Annotated in this window: 18 protein-coding genes; 6 read left to right on the forward strand and 12 right to left on the reverse strand. The window is 71.5% G+C overall.

Features of this window, described 5'->3' with window-relative positions; genetic code table 11:
* Window positions 1–124: 124 nt before the first annotated feature.
* Window positions 125–2,227 (reverse strand): M12 family metallo-peptidase, encoded by a 2,103-nt coding sequence (locus ACYVDA_RS04565; RefSeq protein WP_460815362.1) that lies wholly within the window; start codon window positions 2,225–2,227, stop codon window positions 125–127.
* A 102-nt stretch (window positions 2,228–2,329) separates the two neighbouring features.
* Window positions 2,330–3,073, reverse strand: coding sequence for a transcriptional repressor LexA (lexA, locus tag ACYVDA_RS04570; protein ID WP_460815364.1), 744 nt, complete (start codon window positions 3,071–3,073; stop codon window positions 2,330–2,332).
* A 307-nt stretch (window positions 3,074–3,380) separates the two neighbouring features.
* On the opposite strand from lexA, the gene ACYVDA_RS04575 reads away from it, so the two are divergent.
* A complete protein-coding gene (locus tag ACYVDA_RS04575) occupies window positions 3,381–3,896 on the forward strand; it encodes a LysM peptidoglycan-binding domain-containing protein (protein WP_460815367.1) in 516 nt (171 codons plus the stop codon).
* 128 nt (window positions 3,897–4,024) lie between these two features.
* Here the strand turns inward: ACYVDA_RS04575 and ACYVDA_RS04580 are convergent, their stop codons facing one another.
* From ACYVDA_RS04580 to ACYVDA_RS04600, 5 genes are all read right to left on the reverse strand, one after another.
* The gene (locus ACYVDA_RS04580) at window positions 4,025–4,870 is read right to left on the reverse strand and encodes a lysoplasmalogenase (protein WP_460815370.1); all 846 of its coding nucleotides are present in this window, start codon (window positions 4,868–4,870) and stop codon (window positions 4,025–4,027) included.
* A 48-nt stretch (window positions 4,871–4,918) separates the two neighbouring features.
* Entirely contained in the window at window positions 4,919–5,479 is a 561-nt protein-coding gene (locus ACYVDA_RS04585) for a hypothetical protein (RefSeq protein ID WP_460815373.1), read from the reverse strand.
* A 326-nt stretch (window positions 5,480–5,805) separates the two neighbouring features.
* Entirely contained in the window at window positions 5,806–6,369 is a 564-nt protein-coding gene (locus ACYVDA_RS04590; protein ID WP_460815376.1) for a DUF6318 family protein, read from the reverse strand.
* Between the two features lie 147 nt (window positions 6,370–6,516).
* Window positions 6,517–6,801: a hypothetical protein gene (locus tag ACYVDA_RS04595; protein ID WP_460815378.1), complete on the reverse strand. Its 285-nt coding sequence runs from the start codon at window positions 6,799–6,801 to the stop codon at window positions 6,517–6,519.
* A gap of 67 nt (window positions 6,802–6,868) precedes the next feature.
* Entirely contained in the window at window positions 6,869–7,156 is a 288-nt protein-coding gene (locus ACYVDA_RS04600; protein WP_460815381.1) for a hypothetical protein, read from the reverse strand.
* A gap of 405 nt (window positions 7,157–7,561) precedes the next feature.
* Between ACYVDA_RS04600 and nrdR the strand changes: the two genes are divergently transcribed.
* Together nrdR and ACYVDA_RS04610 are read left to right on the forward strand one after the other, a co-directional pair.
* Window positions 7,562–8,053, forward strand: coding sequence for a transcriptional regulator NrdR (gene nrdR / locus ACYVDA_RS04605; RefSeq protein ID WP_460815382.1), 492 nt, complete (start codon window positions 7,562–7,564; stop codon window positions 8,051–8,053).
* Window positions 8,054–8,214: 161 nt separating this feature from the next.
* Entirely contained in the window at window positions 8,215–11,148 is a 2,934-nt protein-coding gene (locus ACYVDA_RS04610) for a vitamin B12-dependent ribonucleotide reductase (RefSeq protein WP_460815384.1), read from the forward strand.
* Between the two features lie 109 nt (window positions 11,149–11,257).
* Here ACYVDA_RS04610 and ACYVDA_RS04615 read toward each other — a convergent pair whose 3' ends face one another.
* The 4 genes from ACYVDA_RS04615 to ACYVDA_RS04630 are packed head-to-tail and all read right to left on the reverse strand — an operon-like array spanning window position 11,258 to window position 13,809.
* On the reverse strand, window positions 11,258–12,052 hold the full coding sequence (locus tag ACYVDA_RS04615) for a hypothetical protein (protein ID WP_460815386.1): 795 nt from the start codon (window positions 12,050–12,052) through the stop codon (window positions 11,258–11,260).
* Window position 12,053: 1 nt separating this feature from the next.
* The gene (locus ACYVDA_RS04620) at window positions 12,054–13,229 is read right to left on the reverse strand and encodes a hypothetical protein (protein WP_460815387.1); all 1,176 of its coding nucleotides are present in this window, start codon (window positions 13,227–13,229) and stop codon (window positions 12,054–12,056) included.
* The gene (locus ACYVDA_RS04625) at window positions 13,229–13,534 is read right to left on the reverse strand and encodes a hypothetical protein (protein WP_460815391.1); all 306 of its coding nucleotides are present in this window, start codon (window positions 13,532–13,534) and stop codon (window positions 13,229–13,231) included. The genes ACYVDA_RS04620 and ACYVDA_RS04625 overlap by 1 nt, the downstream gene beginning before the upstream one ends.
* Window positions 13,531–13,809: an SAV_915 family protein gene (locus tag ACYVDA_RS04630; RefSeq protein WP_460815393.1), complete on the reverse strand. Its 279-nt coding sequence runs from the start codon at window positions 13,807–13,809 to the stop codon at window positions 13,531–13,533. The genes ACYVDA_RS04625 and ACYVDA_RS04630 overlap by 4 nt, the downstream gene beginning before the upstream one ends.
* Window positions 13,810–14,003: 194 nt before the next feature.
* Here ACYVDA_RS04630 and ACYVDA_RS04635 point away from each other — a divergent pair, with 194 nt between their 5' ends.
* The gene (locus ACYVDA_RS04635) at window positions 14,004–14,783 is read left to right on the forward strand and encodes a hypothetical protein (protein WP_460815395.1); all 780 of its coding nucleotides are present in this window, start codon (window positions 14,004–14,006) and stop codon (window positions 14,781–14,783) included.
* A gap of 9 nt (window positions 14,784–14,792) precedes the next feature.
* Here ACYVDA_RS04635 and ACYVDA_RS04640 read toward each other — a convergent pair whose 3' ends face one another.
* Window positions 14,793–15,419: a cupredoxin domain-containing protein gene (locus tag ACYVDA_RS04640; protein ID WP_460815397.1), complete on the reverse strand. Its 627-nt coding sequence runs from the start codon at window positions 15,417–15,419 to the stop codon at window positions 14,793–14,795.
* Between the two features lie 170 nt (window positions 15,420–15,589).
* On the opposite strand from ACYVDA_RS04640, the gene ACYVDA_RS04645 reads away from it, so the two are divergent.
* Together ACYVDA_RS04645 and ACYVDA_RS04650 are read left to right on the forward strand one after the other, a co-directional pair.
* Complete coding sequence (locus ACYVDA_RS04645) at window positions 15,590–15,796, forward strand: hypothetical protein (RefSeq protein ID WP_460815399.1); 207 nt, start codon at window positions 15,590–15,592, stop codon at window positions 15,794–15,796.
* An 80-nt stretch (window positions 15,797–15,876) separates the two neighbouring features.
* Window positions 15,877–16,776 carry an alpha/beta fold hydrolase gene (locus tag ACYVDA_RS04650; RefSeq protein ID WP_460815401.1) on the forward strand — a complete coding sequence of 300 codons (900 nt, stop codon included), beginning with the start codon at window positions 15,877–15,879 and terminating at the stop codon, window positions 16,774–16,776.
* The last annotated feature ends 2 nt before the right edge of the window (window positions 16,777–16,778 follow it).

Consider the following 16,778-nt stretch of genomic DNA (forward strand, 5'->3'; position numbering starts at 1 on the left):
TGCCACACAAATGTGTAGCAACGGCGTCGTCAGCGGGTCGACGAGCTGCAGTTGCTACACAAATGTGTGGGCATGACGCCGAGGTCACCCTCGAAGAGCCACCCAGCCCGCCCCGGTCTGCGACTCAGCGAGCAGTCACGATCCGCGAGGCCGACGACCAGGTGGAGGCCCCCACGCTGTTCCACGCCATCACCACGAACTGGTAGCGACCGCGGGGCAGGCGCATCGAGAGGCTGCGGGCCGTGGGAGCGGAGTAGGACGAGGCGTAGTACGTCGCGACGGTGCGGTTGCGCGAGTCGAGCTTGCGCGCGGCGACGCGGTAGCGGGTGATGGGGGCGCCGCCCAGGGTCAGCGGCGGGGTCCAGCGAGCGGTCGCGGTGACCGAGCCGCCGTACGAGCCCGAGGAGGCCGAGCCGATCCGCGGGGCGCCGGGGCGCGAGAGCGCCGGGATGGTGACGGGCGGGGTGGTCGGGGAGGCGCTCACGGTGACCGTCGGGGGGTGCTCCGGTGCGGTGACCGGTGCCGTCGAGGGGGAGCCGGTGGGCGAGGGCGTCGGGGTGGGGGTGATCGAGGGGGCCGGCGTCGTGGGGGAGGCGGTGGCCGCGCTGCAGCCCGAGGCGGCCAGGGTGTACTGCCCGAGGCTGGCGTAGTCGGAGTAACCCGTCTTCGTCGGGTCGCCGGCGCCCACGCCGTCGACGGTCAGGTAGTAGCGCCCCGCCCCCAGCGTCGTGGAGATCGCGGCGTTCATGCCGGTCGACTGGGGCCACGACCCGCCGGTGTTGCCGCTGGCGGGGTTGTTGAAGGCGACCTGCGCGCCGGTGGAGTCGCGCAGCGACAGGGAGAGGTCGAGGGCCGTCTGCGCGCCGATCCCGGAGGCGCTGGCGGTGAAGGTGCCCGTGCAGGCACGGTCCACGGCGAAGACGTCGACGTCGGTGCGCGTCGAGATGATCCCGGTCGCGGCGTACGACGTCGCGGCGCCGAGCTGGTCGGCGGTGGCGGTCGTGTCGCCGTGGTCGTCGGCCTTGAGGGGAGCGCCGTTGGCGGCGATCACGGCCAGGTCGTCCTGGGTCTCGTTCGCGTCGGCGTACTCGCCCTTGCTCCACTGGCTCAACGCCCGGTTGGTGGCGAAGCCCATGATCGGACCCCAGGCGGCGGTCCCGGCGTAGTAGCTGCCCGCGCCGGCGGTCTTGGTGCCGTCGTGGCTCAGCCCCAGGGTGTGGCCGGCCTCGTGGGCGGCGCCCTGTGCGGCGATCGTGGCGTTGGTGGTGGCGTCGGCGAAGACCCAGGCGGGCTGGTAGACGCCGGCCGAGTCGACCAGGTCGAAGGTGCCGACCATGGCCAGGCCGAGGCAGTTGACGCCGTTGCAGAGCTTGGACTTGGTGGCGGAGTTCATCGTGAACACGACGTGGGTGCCGTACGCCGTGTCGGTGTCGCTCGAGCGCGTGTAGCCGGCGACACCGGGGTCCTCGGTGGTGACGTCGATGTCGAAGGGCGCGTAGTCCTCCGAGACCTGGCGCCAGACCTCCTGGATCCAGGCGTCCTGGGCCTCGGTGAAGGTGCTGCCGCCGCCGTTGACGCCGGCCACGGAGCCGGCGGCGAGACCGTTGTAGTTCCAGCCGGTGCCGCTGACGTAGGCCCCGTCCATGTCGAGGAAGATCTTGTGCGTCGAGCCCGGGTTGCTGTGCAGCTTGAAGGTCTGGTCGGCCGGCAGGGCCAGTCGAGCCGTCGTGCTCGGGCCGGACGTCGTGGCCGCGCCCGCCTCGACGCGGTGGGCGGCGGGGTCGAGGTAGAACAGGCTGCCGTTGCGACCCACCCAGGCGGTGGAGTCGGTGGTCAGCAGCTGGCGCAGGCGACCGGCGCTGACGCCGCTGCGACGGGCGGCCTCGTGGATCCGGCCCCCCAGGGCGTCGACCGCGGCCTGTCCGTGGGTCGGCCGGGCAAGCAGGTTGCTGGTGGCGACCACGTGGACCGGCGAGCCGTGACGCAGCGGCTTGGTCGGCACGGACGTCGACCCGGCGGTGGCGGCCGGCTTCGGCAGCGCGGGGGCGCCGGTCGGGGCCGACGTCCCGCGCCTGCTCCCGATCGACGAGGTGCGCACCGTGACGGGCGGCGCCGCGACAGCCTGGACACCGGCCTGCTCCCGGGTGGCGCCGGGGCCGGGCGCCGCTTCCGCGCCGCCGTGGACGACGGTCACAACGGCACCGGACGCCACGAGGGCGCCGGTCACGAGAGCCAGGGCAGAGGTCGTACGTCGGGTCACCCCGTGATCATGCGCCGCAAAACCGTCCTAGTCACCCAAAACGGACAAAGCAGTCACACAATCTCGGGATCACATCCTCCGCAGGACGGCGGTGACCTTGCCCAGGATGGTGGCGTAGGTGCCGTCGATGGGGTCGTAGGCGTCGTTGTGGGGCATCAGCCACACCTTCCCGTCCTTGCGCTGGAAGGTCTTGACCGTGGCCTCGCCGTCCAGCAGGGCGGCCACGACGTCGCCGTTCTCGGCGGTCTGTTCCTTGCGGACGACCACGTAGTCGCCGTTGCAGATCGCCGCGTCGATCATGGAATCGCCGGCGACCTCCAGCATGAACAGGGTGCCGTCGCCGACCAGGGACTTCGGCAGCGGGAAGATCTCCTCCACCCGCTCCTCGGCCAGGATCGGCCCACCGGCGGCGATCCGCCCGACCATGGGCACCATCGTGGCGGTCGGCATGGCGTCGCCGGACCCGGTGGGGTCGTAGCCGGCCTCGTCGGCCTCGCTGATGGCACGACGGGCGGCCATCAGCTCGGGGATGAAGACCTCGAGGGCGCGCGGCCGGTTGGGGTCGCGCTTGATGAAGCCCTTCTGCTCGAGCACGCGCAGCTGGTGGGCCACGCTCGAGGAGCTGGTCAGGCCGACCAGCTCGCCGATCTCGCGGATGCTGGGCGGGTAGCCGCGCTTCTCGATGCTCTCGCGCAGCACGTTGAGGATGCGCTGCTGACGTGGGGTCAGTCCCGTGCTGTCGGGGGCCGCGTCCGGGAGCTCCGTGACGCGACCCGCGGTGCTCTTGCCGTTCGAGGATTCGCGAGTCGCCATGGAAGGGAACCTAGTCCAGTCACACGGGTCACTTCAAACACATGTTCGAACGGCGTGTCGCGCTCAGCGCCGAGCCCGTCCGAACATTTGTTCGACGAAATGCTTGATTCCGTTCGAACACGTGCTCTAACGTCGCTCATGTGTTCGATCGAATGTCTGTTCGGACGTCACCGATCCAAGGTCCAGCCCGTCCGGGCGGAAGGTCTTGTCGGTGGTCGCCGATAGACATCGGAGCACACACCAAGCAGGGGTCGCTTCCCTCGTCCGCTCCACCCGGAGCGGGCACTTCCCCGAAAGAGGTTGACCGATGAGCACGCTGAACATCACCCCCCACGTCCACGACGACTCCGCGTTCGAGGCCCTGGTCCGCTCGGCGGGCCCGGTCCTGGACGCCACCGACGTCGAGTTCGCCACGGTCTTCGACCTCGACTACGGCGACCGTCGGCTCGCCCTGGTCGTGCCGCAGCAGCGCACCGCCGGCCCCCGGCGGGCCACCGCGCGACGGGCCGCCCCGGCCCCGGCCCGCAGCCGGGTGCGGTTGACCCGGCGCGGTCGGCTGACCGCGCTCGCGGTGTTCCTGGGTGCGGCCCTCACCGTCCTGCTGACCCTCGGCGGGTTCTCCGCGGTCGCGACCCGCGACGCCGGCACGCCGCCCCCGGTGCGCGTGGTGACGGTCCACGCGGGCGACACGCTCTACGGGATCGCCGCAGACGTCGCCGCCCCGGGTCACATCCGCGAGACGGTGCACCAGATCCAGGAGCTGAACTCGCTCCCGTCGTCCTCGCTCAGCGAGGGCCAGAAGCTCGCCGTTCCCCTCGGCTGAGGCATCACACTGCTCGCGCCACCGACCTCCTCGACCCGGGTCGGTGGCGCAGGGGAAGACGTGGGGCGGGACCGCATCACACCGGTTCCGCCCCACGGTCACGTCCAGCCGGTCGAGACGGCGATCACTCAGGCGCGGAGCCGTGCGTCCGTCGTCGAGACCACGCTCGGTGTGCCGGCGGCACCGGCTCCGAGACGGATCAGCAGCTGAGCCGTCGTGTAGGTCCCCATCACCAGGCGCTCCCACGGGTCGGGTCGTGGGCTGGGTGCCGGCACCCCGGTGGCGGGTGAGGTGAGCTCCGCCGCCGGCCCCGGTGCGGGGGGCAGCGCTGGCGGCGGTGCGAAGGTCCTCCACGCCAGCACGGTGTCGGAGACCAGGAACAGGACGGCCCCCGCCCCGACGAGGACGCGAGCGCGGGTCGGCAGCTCCCGGTCGAGGTGGAGCGCGGCGCTGGTCATGGTGGCCAGCGCGCCGGCGTACGCCAGGACGGCGAGGGCGAGGACCCGGTCGTGCCGCCCGGCCAGGACGGCGATCACCGGCGTGGTGGTCGCCGCGGTCGCCAGCACGACGCGCGGACCCAGTGCGTCGAGCAGGGGCTCGCGTCGACGGTGCCTCCAGAACCCCGACAGGTACGCCGCGTGGCCCACGGCGAAGCTGCCCGCCCCGGTCAGGAAGGCTCCGGTGCCCTCACGCAGCAGGGCGACGTCGCCACCCCACCCGGCCACCTCGGCGACGAGGGTGGAGGACCGCACTGGCGAGGTGGCGGCGCCCGGGGCGAGGAGCAACGAGCCCGCGAGCGTGGGCATCAGAGCGGGCTTGGTGATCACCCGGGCCCGGTGCGCCCACGCCTCAGGGCGTCCGGCCAGCCAGGTGTCGGTGGCCGCGAGCACCGCGTACCCCGCGGTGAGTCGACGGGAGGTTGTCCCGGCGTCACCGGTGGTCCGAGGCAGGTGAGGACGTCGGCGCAGCAGCATGGGGTGACGCTAGCGGTGTCTCGGTCCCGAGGTGGCTCGAGCAGTGCCTCAGTGGCCCTCGCCGGACAGGGCCGGGCTGGCCTCGGCCACGCGCAGCGGGGTCGCGGGGCCCGTGGTGGTGACGGTCCCGGTGACCGGCCGCAGCGGGCCGCCGTTGAGCGACCACTGCGCCGTCCAGGTGACCACCACGCGGTGCTCCACCGTCGTGTGGGCGTGCTGGTAGCGGTGCACGACCTCCTTGCTCGGGTACGCCGCCCCCGGGGTCGTCGTCGTGCTGCTGGTCCCGTCCCCGTGCACCCAGGTGAAGCGGGCCGGCCGGATGGCGAGCCGCACCTGCTGCCCCAGCAGCGTGACGTTCCGCGTCAGGGGCTGCGCCTGGGTGTGGAAGATCGTGTCGAAGTTGATGAGCGTCTTCCCCGCCGGCTGGCTGATCGACCTCAGCCCCGGCACCGGGATGCGCCGGAACGCCGTCAGCACCATCGCGTCCGTGACCTGGGGCGGCGGGGGAGCAGCCAGCGCTGCGGGGAGAGCCGGTGGTCCGGCCCCGCCGGTGCAGGTGAGCCCCAGCGGCTGCTCTGCCGCAGTCGTAATTCGCCACAGTCGGTACATGGTCTGACCCGGCCCGCAGATGTTGCCGGGGCAGACCGACGCACCTGTGGCGGGGTTGCCAATCCCGCCGCCGCAGGGCGTTCGATAGGCGTACCGGACCGTCGGCGCGCTTCGTCGCGCCGGCTCAGTTGTTGATGCTCTGGACACGCTGCTTGGGGCGACTGCACGCGGGGCCTTTATCGCCTGTCCCTTCTTGGCGCGTGAAAGCAAAACGCTGAAGTAGTCCTTTGCGTCGTTAGGGCTCACACCGTTTCCGGAGTCCGCCAGGGCGACAGTTGGAAGTGTCAACGCAAGCAGGAATGCGCAGGCGATGAGTCCGATGTGCCTCATGCCTTGGGATCCAGTTCAGAAACACGCCATGCACCCGCGCGTCGCTCAAGAACAAAGGCACGAAGTTGCCCCCGGGATCCTGGGAACGTGCGGGGTGTCGAAGTCTTGGACTCCTTGACCACTTGACGACTGGACCGGATGGCTAGGTCCAAGAAGAAGTGGCCCTGGGTGAATCCATAGGTCTTGGAGCCAACGACGGTCCATTCTCCCCCTCGGATACTGCCTCCGTTGACGTAAACCTTGGCGATCCCCGACGTTAGCGCTTGGCACCCCGCGCACGAACCCAGAGCAAGGGCTCGCAACTCGCCTACGTCACCCGTCAATGCGGCGTAGTTCAATTGCGACACGTAGTGCTTCGCGAATGCAACCGCGCCGGCCTTCGTTTTCTCCCTGGCCGCAGCGGGGAGCGCCGGGGGCGTCGGGGCGGAGGACGCGGAGGCCGTGGGGCTGGGCGAGGTCTTCGGTGGGGGAGCTGGGGTGGGGTTGCCGCCGCACCCGGAGGACAGCACGAGGCAGCCGGTGAGGGCGGTGGTGGCGAGTGCGCGGGTGAGCGGGCGCATCGATCACTCCTTGAGTCGATCCCGAGACATCGGGGAGTCAACTACCCCGGCTCAGGACTCGCTACACCGACGAGCCGCCCTGTGGACAGACCGTGCGGACCTCGACGTCACCATGGTGGTGCTGCGTCCCAGAGGTCACCAGGAGGCTCAGGAGTAACGGTGCGACTTCTGCGGGTGGCCCGCCGGGCGGGTGCAGGTGCGCCCGTTCATCGAGGCGTGACCGCACAGCGCCTCGGCCGAGGCCGAGGTGGTCGGAGCCCCGGAGGTGTCGGGCGGGGTGTCCCGGCCCGGGGCCGGCGCGCGGTCCGCAGGTGGCGCGACGGGTGGACGCGGGCGTGTGCCCGCCGGGGTCGTCGCAGCCTGGGCAGCTCGCGCCTGCGTGCGGGCCCACTTGGCCTCGCGCATGGCGCGCTGGGCGTCCATCTTGCTCATCGTGCGATCACGAGGTCGGACCCTACGCGGCGGCACCCACACGGGCGCGGCGGCGTACCCCCGGGCGTCAGCGTGCGGCGCGCTTGCCGCCCTTGGGACGTGGGGGTGCGGGAGCAGGCTCGCGGCGACGCACCACGGCCACCAGTCGTACGCCGAGGAGCAGCCCGACGAACAGGGCGGCGGCGGCCCCGGCCGACACGAGCACCACCAGCAGCCAGCCGCCCACCCCTCGGTCGGAGGCCGCACCCACCAGCCGCACGGCCGCGACGACCAGGAGGACCCAGACCACCACCGCGAGGGCCGTGCCGGTCGCGAGGGTGAGCAGTCGGCGTCGGGGCAAGGGGGCGCGGTCCACGGGGTCATTGTGCCGGGGGTCGCGTGGGGGAGCGGCGAGAAGGCTCGCCGGCGCTTCTCCACAGGCCCCGCGGTCGTCCCCAGGGTCTTGTCGGACCTCGGTGGCAGGGTGCCCCGCATGACGAATCCAGACCTCTCCCGGCCCGTGACCTGGGACAACGTCGAGGGTCCGACGCCACCGCCGGATCAATCGCTGGAGTGTGTTGCGCACCACCGCCACCCCGCGTACGGTTACCACTACATCTAGTAGTTACAACGTTGTAGTTATCCACATCTGGTGTCACAGAAATCCCGACTTACCCACAGGGCAGGCGGGTTTTCCCACCGGAATCCACAGGTCGAACCACAGGTTCTACCTCTGGGACGTCCTGCAGACCACCTGCGCCCCGTGAGAGGAGGCCCCGCGATGCACTGCCCGTTCTGCCGCAGCACCGACACCCGGGTCCTCGACTCTCGCGTCACCGACGACGGGTCCGCGATCCGCCGCCGCCGCAGCTGCCCCGCGTGCGAGAAGCGCTTCAGCACCGTCGAGCAGATGCAGCTGATGGTGGTCAAGCGCAGCGGCACCAGCGAGCCCTTCACCCGCGACAAGGCCGTGGCGGGCGTGCGCAAGGCCTGCAAGGGCCGACCGGTCTCCGAGGACGACCTGGCCCGCCTGGGGCAGACCGTGGAGCACGCGTTGCGCGCCGAGGGCTGGGCCGAGGTGCCCGCCCACGAGATCGGCCTGGCCATCCTGCGTCCGCTCCGCACGCTCGACGCGGTCGCCTACCTGCGCTTCGCCAGCGTCTACAAGGCCTTCACCAGCGCGGCCGACTTCGAGACCGAGATCGCGCTGCTCCAGGCCGAGCGTCAGCTCGACGGCGATCCCAGCGAGCACCAACCTCAGCCCACCGGCTGACCCCGATCAGCCCGGTGTGGTCGTGGGGAAGCGACCGCACCGGGCCACCAGCACCACCGAGCAGCACCCAGCACGACCGAGCACCACCGAGGCACCACCAGCAGCACCGACAGACGCACCACGCGAAGCGCCACCACTGAGCAGCACTAGGGAGCAGGGACATGACGGAGACGGTCAGCGGAACGAACGCACGCGGCACCCGCAAGAAGGGTGGGATGAAGGTCGAGCGCACGTTCTCCACCGAGGGTGTGCACCCCTACGACCAGCTCACCTGGGAGCGACGCGACGTCGTCCAGCAGAACTGGAAGACCGGGGCGGTCGTCTTCGAGCAGCGTGGCGTGGAGTACCCCACCACCTGGAGCGTCAACGCCTCGACGATCGTCACCACCAAGTACTTCCGCGGCGCCGTCGGCACCGACGCCCGTGAGTGGAGCCTCAAGCAGCTCATCGACCGGGTCGTGACGCAGTACGTCAAGGGCGGTCAGGAGAACGGCTACTTCGCGACCGAGGCCGACGGCGTCGTGTTCGGCGAGGAGCTCACCTGGCTGCTGGTCAACCAGTACTTCTCCTTCAACTCCCCGGTCTGGTTCAACGTCGGCACCCAGTCGCCGCAGCAGGTCTCGGCCTGCTTCATCCTCTCGGTCGACGACTCGATGGACTCCATCCTGAACTGGTACAAGGAGGAGGGCTTCATCTTCAAGGGCGGCTCCGGCGCCGGCCTCAACCTCTCCCGCATCCGCTCCTCCAAGGAGCTGCTCTCCTCCGGTGGCACGGCCTCCGGCCCGGTCTCCTTCATGCGCGGTGCCGACGCCTCCGCGGGCACCATCAAGTCCGGTGGCGCCACCCGCCGCGCGGCCAAGATGGTCGTCCTGGACGTCGACCACCCCGACATCGTCGAGTTCGTCGAGACGAAGATGAAGGAGGAGGACAAGATCCGGGCGCTGCGCGACGCCGGGTTCGACATGGACCTCGGCGGTGCCGACATCACCTCGGTGCAGTACCAGAACGCCAACAACTCGGTCCGCGTCAGCGACGAGTTCATGCGCGCCGTCGAGGACGGCACCACCTTCGGCCTGCGTGCCCGCGACACCGGCGAGGTCATCGAGTCCGTCGACGCCCGCGAGCTCTTCACCAAGATCAGCCAGGCCGCGTGGGCCTGTGCCGACCCGGGTCTGCAGTACGACGACACGATCAACGACTGGCACACCAACCCCGAGACCGGCCGCATCACCGCGTCCAACCCGTGCTCGGAGTACATGTCGCTCGACAACTCCTCGTGCAACCTGGCGTCGCTGAACCTGCTGAAGTTCCTCAAGGACGACGACACCTTCGACGCCCCTCTGTTCGCCAAGGCCGTCGAGGTGATCATCACCGCGATGGACATCTCCATCTGCTTCGCCGACTTCCCGACCGAGCCCATCGGTGAGACCACCCGCAACTACCGCCAGCTCGGCATCGGCTACGCCAACCTCGGCGCGCTGCTGATGGCGATGGGCCTGGGCTACGACTCCGACGGCGGCCGCGCGATGGCCGCCACCATCACCTCGCTGATGACCGGCACGTCGTACAAGCGCTCCGCCGAGCTCGCCGCGATCGTCGGCCCGTACGCCGGCTACGCCCGCAACGCCGACGCCCACAAGCGCGTCATGCGCAAGCACCAGGCCGCCAACGACGTGGTCCGCACCCTCGGCGTCCACGACGCCGGCGTGCACAAGGAGGCCACCAAGGCCTGGGCGGAGGTCCAGAAGCTGGGCGAGAAGAACGGCTTCCGCAACGCGCAGGCCTCCGTGCTCGCGCCCACCGGCACCATCGGCTTCATGATGGACTGCGACACCACCGGCATCGAGCCCGACTTCTCCCTGGTCAAGTTCAAGAAGCTCGTCGGCGGCGGCTCCATGCAGATCGTCAACCAGACGATCCCGCGGGCCCTGAAGAAGATGGGCTACCAGGAGGAGTCGATCGAGGCGATCGTCGAGTTCATCGGCGAGAACGGCCACGTCATCGACGCCCCCGGCCTGAAGACCGAGCACTACGAGGTCTTCGACACCGCCATGGGTGCCCGTTCGCTCAAGCCGATGGGTCACGTGCGGATGATGGCGGCCTGCCAGCCGTTCCTGTCCGGCGCGATCTCCAAGACGGTCAACCTGCCCGAGTCCGCCACGGTCGAGGAGATCGAGGACGTCTACCTGCAGAGCTGGAAGCTCGGCCTGAAGGCGACCGCGATCTACCGCGACAACTGCAAGGTCGGCCAGCCCCTGTCCGACGGCAAGTCCGACCAGGCCAAGAAGGACCAGGGTCAGTCCACGTCCTCGGCGGCCGAGGTGGCCCCCGAGGTCGTCGAGAAGATCGTCGAGATCCACAAGCCCTTCCGCAAGCGTCTGCCCAAGAGCCGTGCCTCGCGCACCACCAGCTTCACCGTCGGTGGCGCCGAGGGCTACATGACCTCGGGTGCCCACGACGACGGCGAGCTGGGCGAGGTCTTCCTCAAGCTCGGCAAGCAGGGCTCGACCCTGGCCGGCGTGATGGACGCCTTCTCGATCGCGGTGTCCATCGGCCTGCAGTACGGCGTTCCCCTCGAGACCTACGTCTCGAAGTTCACCAACCTGCGCTTCGAGCCCTCGGGCATGACCGACGACCCCGACATCCGGATGTCGCAGTCGCTGATGGACTACGTCTTCCGCCGCCTGGCGCTGGACTACCTGTCCTTCGAGGAGCGCTCCATGCTCGGCATCTACTCCGCCGAGGAGCGTCAGCGCCAGCTCGAGACCGGGTCCTACGAGGCGATCGAGGAGACCGGCGGGGCGGGCGAGCTGATCCAGTCCGAGGCCACGCCGGCGACGGTCGAGGCCACCTCCACCGGTCACGACGTCGACAACCGCGCCGAGGAGCTGGAGACCAAGGACACCCACGGTGCCGAGGCCCGTCAGGTCCCGGCCCAGGTCACCCGTGAGGCCCACACCTCGGCCGAGCTGATGGAGAAGATCACCGGCAGCGCGATCGACTCCCCGCTGTGCATGACCTGCGGCACCAAGATGCGTCCCGCCGGCTCCTGCTACGTCTGCGAGGGCTGCGGCTCCACCAGCGGTTGCAGCTGACCGTCTGACGCTCGAACGCCGCCGGCCCGGTCCCTCCACACGAGGGGCCGGGCCGGCGGCGTTGGTGGTGCGGCGGCGTCCTCAGTGCGGGACGGACCTGGCAGGACTACTAGCGGCGCGGCCCGGCCGGCCACTGAGACCAGTCGGTGGAGACCGGTGTGCCGATCTGGGCCCGCAGGTCGGCGTCAGTGGCGCACAGGGCGATCACCCGGGCGAGCGACTCGGGGTGCACGGGCAGCTCCTCGGTGGGGATCGGGAGCACACCGGGGGGAGCGTCGGGGAGCTTGCGCCACCCCGGCCACCCGGAGGGCCGCGACGTGCCAGTCGTGCCCGTCCCGGTGACGGCGACGGGAGCGCCCGGGGTCATGGGCGGGACCGCGCCGCTCACGGCGCTCCAGGGGAGCTGCCAGCGGGCGCCGTAGCGCTCGGCGGCGATCCACTCGGGCGTCAGCTCGACCCGGGCGCTGCGCAGCCCGCGCGTCACGGGGACGAGGAGGTAGGCGAGCACGCCGAGGGCGATCACCACCAGCACGACCCCGGTCGTCGGGTTCCCGGAGCCGAAGGCGACGGCAGCACCGATCACCGTGCACGCCGCGACGAAGGCCATGGCGGCGACGGCGAGGACCAGCGTGGCGCGAGGAGCCGCCACCACCAGCATCGGCTGCCCGTCCGGACTCGAGCCGATCGTCGCGGTTCCCGGGGCCTGCGGCGAGGTCCTCCACCGCAGGACCTGCGTCGCGCCGGAGAGGAGGCCGAGGCCCAGGGCGAGCACCCCGAGGACCAGGACGGCGGAGGACCGGCCGATCGACCCGACGATCATGAAAGCGCCGATGAGCAGGAGGATCACGGCGCCCACCAGGGGCAGGATCCGGGGTCGGCCCGAGGAGAGTCTCGAATCGGTCACGTCAGTCAAAGAGACCACCGATGGCGCTGCCCACCGACTCGACACCGTCCACGATCGCACCGCCTGTGTCCTTGACCGCATCGACGCCGGCTGCTGCCGCGTCGCCGAGGTCTCCGCCCTCGAAGAGGTTGTCTACCATCCCGCTGGTGAAGATCCCGACGCCGGCGCCCACGATCGCACCGACCGCGGTCCCGACCACGGGCACCGGGATCAGCGTGCCGATCGCGGCACCGGCCGCGACCGAGGCGCCGAAGCCGAGTCCGCCGGAGACGGTGGCCTGCACGGGGTCCTTGCCGTTGTAGATGTCGTAGGCGATGCCCGCGACGGCCAGGACGCCGCCGGCCTTGAGCGGGATCGACTTGCTGCCCGCCTTGAGGTCGTCGGCCGACCTGATCAGGTCGTCCGCGTTCTGGCCCATCTTGGTGGCGTCGTCGAGGTCGGCGTACCACCTGGTCCTCCCGACCACCCCCGGGTCGGCGTTGCGCGCCCACTCGAGGTGCTGGGCGGAGAGCCCCTTGAAGTACTCGCCGGTGCCGCGCAGCGACGAGGCCTTGAACTCCATCACCCCGCCGGCGATGCCCCCGGAGATGTCGGAGGCGGTGAGCACCCACTGGGCGCCCTGGAGACCGCGGTACTTGTCGGTGATGGCCTTGCTGTGGCGCTCGTAGGCGTCCCAGATCTCCTTCACCCGGGTGCACGCGGTGTCGTACGCCGTGACGAGGACCTGGTGGTCGTCGTACGCCTTGAGGGCCGAGTTGTAGGTGTTGGCCTCCTCGATGGGCAGCTGAGTCCCCGGGGCGATGTACGCCGGCTTGGCCGGCCCCGGCCCCGGGTCGGTGATCGTGAAGCCGCTGACCGTCAGCCCGGCGGCGCTGGCCGTGGACCGCACGTCGGCCATGTCGTGCTGGGCCGTGCGCAGCTGGGCGCCGAACGTGCTCAGCGCCTGACCGGTGCTGGTGACCTCGCTGTGCAGCGCGGTCGTCTTGGTCGCCGAGGAGCGCATCGTCGCGGCGAACGCGGTGCCGGCGGCGCCGTCCCAGTCGGCCTCGGCGGTCGTGCGCGCCTTGGTGAGGGCGTCCACGGAGGAGTCGACCTTCGGGGCCAGGGTGGAGGTGAGCCAGGTCCCGGCCGCCTCCACGCTCGTGGGGTCGCCCTTGATCCCGGTGTCGAGGCCCATCAGTACGCCGCCCCGGCCGGCGGTCGGAACCCGGACGCCGCGCTCTCCTCGGCGGCGGTGTAGCTGGCGGCGTTGTCGCCGACCTTCTGCCCGGCGGCGTGCAGGCCCTCGGCCAGGCCCGCCGCCGACTCGGTCAGCGCGCCGATCAGGGCCGAGACGGGGCCGGTCATGTCGCCGGCGTCGACCGAGCCGGGGCTGGAGTCGCCGGTGCCGGCGACGTCGGTGGCAGCCGTCGTCAGGGCGGTGCGCGCCCGTCCGAGCGCCTGGTAGTCGACCCGCAGGTGGCTCCCGGCGCCGGCGCTCACGACGTCCCCCCGGCCGCGACCACGGGTCGCTGGTCGACGAGCAGGAGGTCGAACGGCACGTCGGCGTGGGCACGCTGCAGGTCGGCGATGGTGAGCAGCGCCCAGGGCGCGTCCGCGGCGTAGAACTCGGCGAGCCGGTCCAGGGCGGAGTAGGCGAAGACGGCCATCCGCCCGTCCGCCAGCGGCGTCATGGCGATGTGCGCGCGGCCGTCGTCACCGAACGGACTGGTCGGCACGTAGAGCACCGGCGGCAGGTTGGCGGGCATCTCGGACATCGTCACCGTCGCCTCTCGTCGGGAGCAGGACCGGCTCCGACGGGCGCCCGAGTCGGTGGGGAAGCCGCGACCGACCCCCTGGCGGCGATGCTATCGGGCGTGGCGCCGCACGGTCGGGCCCTTGGGCAACTACCGGTGGCGGCTCCTCGCCACCGGCCGGTCCTCGTGGTTGGACCCACCCGGACACTGGACCCATGCCGCGGATCCGCATCGTCGTGGGCCTCGCGGCGGTCCTGGGCCTCGTCGCGGTCCTCCTGGCGGTGTCGCGCTCGGAGGTCGGGGGCACCCTGGGGCGCATGACCGGGCTCGGCCCGGACTGCACCGTCACCGGTCTCCGCGGTGGTGAGGGCCGGGTCGTGAGCCTGACGCGCGACGCGGCCGAAGCGACCGCGACAGCCGCCGCTGCGGCGCGCACCGGGGACGGTCGCGCCCGAGCGTCCGTCCGCAGGGCTGCGGCCGGCAGCGGCGTGACGCTCACCGCGGCGGAGACCACGGTCGTGACCGACGCGCTCACCGGCCGCACCCGCGGTGCCCTGACCTGCGCGTCGCCCCGTACGCCGGGGGAGGAGCCCGACGCTCTCGACCGACGCGGGCTGACCGCGCGGGCCGCTCGGGTCCGGGCCGACCTGCTCGCCGCCTTCGGCCCGCAGCGTCTCGGCGGCTACGCCCCCGGCGGCGTCAGCACCGGCCACATGGAGGGCTCCGCCCACTACGAGGGCCGCGCGATCGACGTGTTCTACCGGCCGACGACGACGCCGACGCAGAAGCAGCGCGGCTGGGCGGTGGCGCAGTACCTCGTGGCCCACGCCGAGCGCCTCCGCGTGCGCACCGTCATCTACGACGCCCGGATCTGGTCGGCCTTTCGTGCCGCCCAGGGCTGGAGGACGTACGCCGTCGACACCACCGGCCGCCCCGCCGCGGTCGCCGACGTGCTCCTCCACCGGGACCACGTCCACGTCGACGTGGCCGACTAGTGACCGACCTCAGGTGACGACCAGCACCTGCCGCATCCCGTCGGCGTAGTGGTTCTCCAGGTTGCACACCAGCTCGTACTGGCCCGCCGGCAGGTCCACCGTCACCCACCCCGCCGAGCCCGCCGCGATGCCCTCGCCGTGCCCGGCCGCGCAGCTGCTCGAGGCCTCGGCGAGCGTGCCCGCCTCGTCGACCTTGCCGTCGCCTCCGACCTCGCGCTCTCCCGCGGCGCGGTCGGGCTCGAGGGGGAGTACGACGAGCTCGTGTACCCGCCAGCCGCGGTTGTACGCCACGAGCGTGATGGTGCCGTGGCGGACCATCATCGGCACCGCGCGCAGCATCATCTGGTCACCCGGCGGCGCCTGCCCGCCCATCATCTGTGCCATGCCCATGTCGCCGAGCATCACCGACACCGGCGTGCCCGGGACCGAGGTCGGGACCTCGCAGGTGGTCCGTGACCACCGGTAGCCACCCGCACCGTCGCCGGGCTCCATCATCGGGCCGGTCACCCCTCCACCGGGTGTCACCGTCGTCCCATCGTGCATCGGCATCGCGGTGGGCGACACCGAGCACGCCGCCAGGGAGAGGACGGCGAGGGAGAGGGAGGCGAGGAGAGCGCGGCGGCGGCGCGGGGGCATGCGTGCAGTCCACCTGGGACAGGGTCCTCGGGGGCAGGGCCGCCGGTCCCGACACGAGGTGCCCGCCGACCCGACGCTCCGTGTGTTCCGCTGCGCCCGTCCTGGTGCTAGACCTGACAGGGCCGACCGCCAGGCCGGCGTACGGACCGCTGGCGAGAGGGACGATCTGCATGGGTGACATCAGCGACAAGTTCGACAAGGCGTGGGAGACCAAGTCCATCTCCGAGCTGGCCGACGCCCCGGTGGCGGCGCTCGAGGGCGTCAGCGACTCCGACGCCGAGCACCTCCAGAGCGCGTTCGGCATCAAGACCGTGCGCGACCTCGGGACCAACAAGTACTTCCTCTGGGCCCAGGCCGTCTCCAAGCTCGCCGACTGACGGGTCCCGACATCACCGACGAGGGCGGCCGACCCAGGCCTCGCCTCCGCAGGCTGCGTCGAGTCGTCCTCGTCCTCGTCGTGCTGCTGGCCCTGCTGACGGTCGGCTCGCTGGTCTTCAACGCCGCCACCGACGGCCGCCGCAGTGCGCCGGCGGGGCTGCGGTTCGTCCAGGCCGGCGACGTGCGCACCCGCTACCTGCAGTGGGGGAGCAGTGGCTCACCGGTCGTGCTCGTGCACGGCTTCGTGGAGTCCGCCGACACCTGGCGGGCGGTGGGGGAGCGGCTGGCGGCCCGTGGGCACCGCGTCTTCGCGCTCGACCTGGACGGGTGGGGGTACAGCCAGCGGGTCGCGCCGTACGACGCCGCGCACCAGGCCACCCAGCTCCTCGCCTTCGTCCGGGCGCTGCACCTGCGTCGACCCGTGCTGGTCGGCCACTCCAGCGGAGCCGCGATCGTCGCCCTGGCCGCGCTGCGACGACCGTCGGTGGTGGGTGGGGTGGTGTTCCTCGACGGCGACGCGCTCGCCACCGGAGCCGGTGCGAAGTCGCCCCTGCGGCACCTGGTGGTCGAGCCGTACCGCACCACGCTGCTGCGCCTGGTGCTGAGCTCGGACTCGCTGATCCGGTCGGTCTACGGCTCGGCCTGCGGTGCCGGATGCCCCCGGCTCGACGCTCGCGGAGTCGACCAGTGGCGCCGGCCGCTCCAGGTGGTCGGTGCCGAGCAGGGACTGTGGGCGATGCTCGACGAGGGCGTCCCCGGCGTACCCCCATCCGAGCTGGCCCGCCTGCGCGACCTGCCGTTCCCCAAGCGGGTGGTCTTCGGCGGCGCCGACGACACGTTCGCCGCGTCGGCCCCGTTCACCACGGCCCGGCGGATCGGGGCGCCGGCCCCCACCGTGATCCCGGGGGCGGCTCACCTCACCCCGGTCAACAGTCCCGGGCAGGTGGCCGCGGCAGTCGACGCGCTCGGCGTGCGCTGAGC

This window comes from Nocardioides korecus (genome assembly GCF_054778395.1).

Bases quoted from the DNA above. Each gene is read 5' to 3' on its own strand.
- ACYVDA_RS04635 (WP_460815395.1), top strand. From the start codon at position 14,004: ATGCCGCGGATCCGCATCGTCGTGGGCCTCGCGGCGGTCCTGGGCCTC.
- ACYVDA_RS04590 (WP_460815376.1), bottom strand. From the start codon at position 6,369: ATGCGCCCGCTCACCCGCGCACTCGCCACCACCGCCCTCACCGGCTGC.
- ACYVDA_RS04645 (WP_460815399.1), top strand. From the start codon at position 15,590: ATGGGTGACATCAGCGACAAGTTCGACAAGGCGTGGGAGACCAAGTCC.
- ACYVDA_RS04595 (WP_460815378.1), bottom strand. From the start codon at position 6,801: ATGAGCAAGATGGACGCCCAGCGCGCCATGCGCGAGGCCAAGTGGGCC.
- ACYVDA_RS04580 (WP_460815370.1), bottom strand. From the start codon at position 4,870: ATGCTGCTGCGCCGACGTCCTCACCTGCCTCGGACCACCGGTGACGCC.
- lexA (WP_460815364.1), bottom strand. From the start codon at position 3,073: ATGGCGACTCGCGAATCCTCGAACGGCAAGAGCACCGCGGGTCGCGTC.
- ACYVDA_RS04630 (WP_460815393.1), bottom strand. From the start codon at position 13,809: ATGTCCGAGATGCCCGCCAACCTGCCGCCGGTGCTCTACGTGCCGACC.
- nrdR (WP_460815382.1), top strand. From the start codon at position 7,562: ATGCACTGCCCGTTCTGCCGCAGCACCGACACCCGGGTCCTCGACTCT.
- ACYVDA_RS04640 (WP_460815397.1), bottom strand. From the start codon at position 15,419: ATGCCCCCGCGCCGCCGCCGCGCTCTCCTCGCCTCCCTCTCCCTCGCC.
- ACYVDA_RS04585 (WP_460815373.1), bottom strand. From the start codon at position 5,479: ATGTACCGACTGTGGCGAATTACGACTGCGGCAGAGCAGCCGCTGGGG.
- ACYVDA_RS04575 (WP_460815367.1), top strand. From the start codon at position 3,381: ATGAGCACGCTGAACATCACCCCCCACGTCCACGACGACTCCGCGTTC.
- ACYVDA_RS04610 (WP_460815384.1), top strand. From the start codon at position 8,215: ATGACGGAGACGGTCAGCGGAACGAACGCACGCGGCACCCGCAAGAAG.
- ACYVDA_RS04620 (WP_460815387.1), bottom strand. From the start codon at position 13,229: ATGGGCCTCGACACCGGGATCAAGGGCGACCCCACGAGCGTGGAGGCG.